Source organism: Stenotrophomonas sp. PS02289, assembly GCF_029960115.1.
GTDB lineage: Bacteria > Pseudomonadota > Gammaproteobacteria > Xanthomonadales > Xanthomonadaceae > Stenotrophomonas.
On the sequence record NZ_JASCOZ010000238.1, the window covers coordinates 1 to 4,989 of the forward strand.

6 protein-coding genes are annotated in these 4,989 nt (G+C 61.4%); 4 read left to right on the forward strand and 2 right to left on the reverse strand.

Annotated features, from left to right (window positions below; genetic code table 11):
* Positions 1–54 precede the first annotated feature (54 nt).
* Positions 55–639, reverse strand: coding sequence for a DUF4291 domain-containing protein (locus QMX83_RS20045; RefSeq protein ID WP_282298399.1), 585 nt, complete (start codon positions 637–639; stop codon positions 55–57).
* A 295-nt stretch (positions 640–934) separates the two neighbouring features.
* Between QMX83_RS20045 and QMX83_RS20050 the strand changes: the two genes are divergently transcribed.
* From QMX83_RS20050 to QMX83_RS20060, 3 genes are all read left to right on the forward strand, one after another.
* The gene (locus tag QMX83_RS20050) at positions 935–1,306 is read left to right on the forward strand and encodes a hypothetical protein (protein ID WP_282298400.1); all 372 of its coding nucleotides are present in this window, start codon (positions 935–937) and stop codon (positions 1,304–1,306) included.
* The gene (locus tag QMX83_RS20055; RefSeq protein ID WP_282298401.1) at positions 1,303–1,470 is read left to right on the forward strand and encodes a hypothetical protein; all 168 of its coding nucleotides are present in this window, start codon (positions 1,303–1,305) and stop codon (positions 1,468–1,470) included. Before QMX83_RS20050 ends, QMX83_RS20055 begins: the two co-directional genes overlap by 4 nt.
* Before the next feature lie 153 nt (positions 1,471–1,623).
* Positions 1,624–1,794: a hypothetical protein gene (locus QMX83_RS20060; RefSeq protein ID WP_282298402.1), complete on the forward strand. Its 171-nt coding sequence runs from the start codon at positions 1,624–1,626 to the stop codon at positions 1,792–1,794.
* Between the two features lie 380 nt (positions 1,795–2,174).
* On the opposite strand, the gene QMX83_RS20065 is transcribed toward QMX83_RS20060, so the two are convergent.
* A complete protein-coding gene (locus QMX83_RS20065; RefSeq protein ID WP_282298403.1) occupies positions 2,175–2,780 on the reverse strand; it encodes a hypothetical protein in 606 nt (201 codons plus the stop codon).
* Positions 2,781–3,791: 1,011 nt separating this feature from the next.
* Here QMX83_RS20065 and QMX83_RS20070 point away from each other — a divergent pair.
* The gene (locus tag QMX83_RS20070; protein ID WP_282298404.1) at positions 3,792–4,919 is read left to right on the forward strand and encodes a YadA C-terminal domain-containing protein; all 1,128 of its coding nucleotides are present in this window, start codon (positions 3,792–3,794) and stop codon (positions 4,917–4,919) included.
* Positions 4,920–4,989: the final 70 nt, after the last annotated feature.

Consider the following 4,989-nt stretch of genomic DNA (forward strand, 5'->3'; position numbering starts at 1 on the left):
GCCGTTGGCCGGCCCTCGTTACCGCCTGGGCCGGCCAACGGCCGGCGCTACCGGTCAAACCTCGAGCGTGCCAACCACGTACTCGCGCTCCACGGGCAGCAACGCCGCCGCTTCCTCCAGCCTCCCTGCCTGCACCAGCGCCTGCATCTGCTGCGCCAGCCCGGTCACCTCGGCAATCCCTTGGATCCACTCCCCGGTATACCGCCGCACCGCCTCCCCACTGAGCCCAATCTGGATCGCACGATGCTCCAAGGGCTGATGATGCAGATCGCGCTCGGGATCCCACTGCACACGCACAGCTGAGTCGCGCTTCAGCGCCTCCCATGCGGCCGCGTCCATCCCCGGCTCAGGATGGCTGGCGCAGCTGTGTGCCAGGGCCCATTCGAACCCCTCGCGGGTGATGTCGATGGCCAGAATCCGCCGCTGGCCTTCGTCTTTGTAGCCCCAGCCCGCGCGATACATCATCCACAGGAAGGAAGGCTTGATCCACGTCATCCGCTCGCGCTTGAACGGGGGGCTGATGAAGGTCTGGTGTTGAAGGGCGCTGTCGGCAATCAGGTCCGAATAGGCCTGGTAGACGCGGATGGTTTTGTCGTTATAGACCGCTCGGATCTGCCGGGCGGGAAATTTTTCCGTCATGGGCGCATTTATAGCGCGATGAAAAAGCGGCTGCAAACGACAGCTGACTGACGGTTATGGCATAGCAAAATGTGCCCCCTATCACGTTGTGCGATCAGTAACGCGCCAAGTGCGTCAAAAGCGCGATCCGTGTGTCGAAACACCTTACACGCACTGTCAGAAAAACCGCATTCCCAAAGGCGTTTCGTTGATGCAGGGTGGTGCGGCGGAGCGTCGGAACTTCGTCGGCATCAAGATCCCACGCGCGCCATGTCCCCGCCATTCCGGCGGGGTCACACACAACGGGAGAACCACCATGACAATCGATTGGGACGACACCCCCTACCACGGCTTCAAAGGCGGCCAGGACATCAAGTACGACGCCGACACCAAGCAGATCAGCGGCTATATCACCATCGGGCGGGTTTCCGACATCCCCGGCACACCGGGCTACGACGAACCTTGCATGCATCTGGAGGGCCATTGGCTCAACGACATAGGCATGGGCGCAGGCACATGGCTGCGGGTGGACCTCGGACACCGAAGCTTCCTGTTGACCCCCGTTAAAGCCTCCGAAGTGCCCGAACTGGACGCAGACGGAATGAGTAGAGACGGCGTGCCCTACCTGCAGGTCGGCTCGTACACCCTGCCGTCGCGCGCCGACCGCATGCGGAGGCCCAACTCGTGAGCGAACTGGTGGATATGGACTTCGTGATCGAGGAGGAACAGCTGTTTGCGTTACGCAGAATGGCGAGAAGGATGAACTGCCATACGGACGACATCATCACCGAGCTGATGGAGCAGTTCATCAAGATCTCCGAAGCCGAAGAGGCGCGGCAGACCCGACATTGAACGTAGAGCCGGGCTCTGCCCGGCTTCCGTCACCGCGCGATGACGCAGACAGCAGCAGGGTGGGGCGGGCCTCAGGCAGGCTGCCCCACCCCGGTAGAGCCACGGGGCCATCACTCGGATGCGGAACCCTTGTCCAGAAGGTGATCGGCCAGAATGCAGAAATCCTACGAAATCACGATCACCACTCAAGTCACGATGATGAGCGACGACAGGTTGGACCTTGCCGATCTGATGCAGTGCAAGGAAGAACAGGAACGATCCAGTGAGCAGGCTATGGCCGAACTGGCTCAGCAGGCGCAGAACCTGGGAATGGGTTACGAATGAGCCATCCCTCCTGAAAAGGCGGCTCTAATATCTGCGCGCTCTATCCAGCATCGCTACGGGCTTTGCTGCTAAGGGGCCCGCACTCAGAACTGCGGGGTGGGGCGAGCGTTAGACTGGCTGACCTACGCTGGGCAGTTACAGTGTCTATCGCTGGGAGGCGGGCGGCGAGGCGCTGTTCAGCTAGCAAACCACGCTGGAACGTCGCCGTCACACATCCGAGCCGAACTGGAGTATCATCATCTGGTCTGGATGTATACGGAGCTTGAGGCCCAGCCTTAGGTGTTCAGATGCCGCCACTGGTTACTGGCCTTTGTCGTTTGATGGGAGCAATTCCCTAAGGGCATCCGCGAAACCCCCGCAAGGGGGTTTGTTTTTTTCTGCTACCGGCGACGGCTGGGTGGTCGCCTCACTGCTCGTCCCGTGCCGCGATTCAGCAGCAATCTCCACCCATTGATGCGGTCTTCCTTCCGGAACCTGTATGGATCGCTGCCCGAGCACGGGTCCCGGACGTAGGCACTCTCCACGTACACATGGACACTCAGATTGCCCCGCTGCTTCACGTTGAAGTAGATCTCGTACTGCGTGCCCTCCGGATATCCCGGAATCACCTCATTCATCTCCAGAGTCAGGTAGTTCCTCTCACTTGCGAAAAAGCAGGAGCGCTGACTCAGCGTCCTCATGATCTCCGGTAGTACGGTCGACGCGGTGTAGCGAGCCGGAAGAAATTTTCGCCAGTTGCGTCGCTGGTCGATCACCAACGGCGCAAATCCCGCTTGACTGAAATCAATCAACTCACCAGTACGCGGGCCCTTGGTGACACAGTGGGAGCTGAACTCCACCGTCACTTGAATCGGCGTCTCAGCCTTGCCCTGCTCCTCAATGTGCACGACGTAGCAGAAGGGCTTGAGGTGTTCCAAGCTGTGCTGGACTCCGTCGATCTCGATGTAGCCCAGCGCCAAGTGATCTGGCCAGTACTTTCCCTTCATACGTCCGTGTGTCCTTCACCAAACATGCTTCCTTGAAACGGTAGCAGTCTGTAAAGCGTTCGGTTTTTCGCTGGGTCTGATTGCCGGTAGACTTGGTGCAGCAATGCCGTGGAAAACCCTTGCAGTGCGCTGAAACATGAGCGCACCAAGTGACGAGTTCACCGGAAATGGAGCGAAGCGCAGTCTGACGCATTCAACTACACCGTGCGTCTCCACCAACCTGAATCAGACAGCTGCCCATCGGCAGAAACCGCATTTTCTTTAGCCGCAAAAGCAAACTTTTTTCGAGAATAATTAACCAACTTCGTTGGACCACTTCCCATGGCCGCGATACATTAGCCCCGCAGCTGCCACGGAACATTGGCGGCCAAGGGGAGCGGCCTCGAATGAGGCTGCAAAGCAATTGGATGCGCGACAAGCGCAATTAGTCGGAATATTTGTATGTCTACGGAAACCGGTTGCAACCGTGTTCGCACGGCTGTGCGTTTCTTTTCTGGTGCCATGGTATTGGCGGTCGCTTCTCTAGCGACCCCTGCTCAGGCCCAGGTTGTGCCTGGCACCAGCAGCACCGAACCCTGCAGCCAGGACTCAAGCTCGGGTGCCTTGGCCTGCGGCAGCGGAAGCCAGGTCGGTACGAACGGCGGTTCGGGCTCTGGTGGCAGTGGCGGTAGCGGAGGATCTGGCGGTGCCGGCGTGGAGACGGGTAACGTCTCAATCGGCAATGGCAGCAGGACCGGCGTTGGCGGTAACGGCGGCTCGGGGATTGCTGGTGGAGTGGGGGGCACCGGCGGGTCTGGCGGTGTCAACAATCTCGCAATCGGAGGTGGAAACGCCGGTGCAGGTGGTAACGGCGGCCAAGGGAGTTCCGGGGGCACCGGAGGAGCCGGCGGAACCGGGGGCGATAGCAACATCGCAATAGGCAGCGGCAGCACGGCGGGCCAAGGCGGCTCGGGCGGAGCGGGTTGCTGCGGTGGTGGCGGAGCAACCGGCTCAGCCGGCACAGACAACAACGTGGCACTCGGCAACGGCGCAACCGCGAACGGCGGCAACTCTGTTGCGCTCGGCTCCAACAGCAATGACGGCGGCCAGGCCAACGTGGTGTCGGTCGGGTCTTCGGGGTCGGAACGCCGGGTGACCAACGTCGCTACGGGCAGTTCTGCCACGGACGCCGCCAACGTGGGACAGGTGCAGACACTGACCAACGCAGCGGTTACTTCCGCAGGCACCTATACGGATGCGCGCGAAACCGCAGTTCGGTCTGACCTCGCCGACGGCGACGCGCAGACCTTGAACTCGGCCACCGCGTATGCCGACGGGCGCGAAGCGGCCATCCGCTCCGACGTCGCCACAGGCAGCGCGCAGACGTTGAGCTCGGCCAACTCGTACACCGATGGTCGCGAGGCAGCGCTCCGCTCCGACGTTGCCACCGGTAGTGCGCAGACCTTGAACTCGGCCAACTCGTACACCGACGGACGCGAAGCGGCCCTCCGGTCCGATGTCGCCACCGGTAGCGCCCAGACGCTGACTTCAGCCAACTCGTACACCGACGGACGCGAAGCGGCAATCCGCTCCGACATCGCCAACGGCAGCGGGCAGGCGTTGACGACGGCCAATACCTACACCGACGGACGGGAAGCTGCCATCCGCTCTGACGTCGCTACGGGCAACGCGCAGACCTTGAGTGCGGCCAATTCGTACACCGATGGCCGGGAAACCCAGATCCGCAGCGAGATGGCAACGGCCGACGCCGCCAACCTGCAGTCTGCGCAAGACTATACGGACCGCACGGCAACCCAGACGCTGACCAGCGCCAATGCCTACACGGACAACCGCATTCAGTCGTGGACTACGGATTTCACTGACTTCCGCAACGACGTTGATCGTCGCTTCTCAAAGCAGGATCAGAAGATCTCGCGCATTGGTGCCATGAGTGCTGCGATGGCGAACATGGCTGCGAATGCTGCGGTGACGACGTCGGCGCGCGGACGTCTCGCTGTCGGCGTAGGGTCGCAGGGCGGTGAGCAGGCGGTTTCCGTGGGCTATGGCAAGAAGATCGGCGACAAGGCGACCGTGACCTTCGGCGCTTCGTTCGGTGGCGGCGAAAACAGTGCCGGTGCCGGGTTTGGTATTGACCTCTAACAGACTGGCGTGGGGGAGCGGTTTCGGGCGCCCCCCGTTTAGGTTGTGGGGTGTGTCCGGTCACATGGGT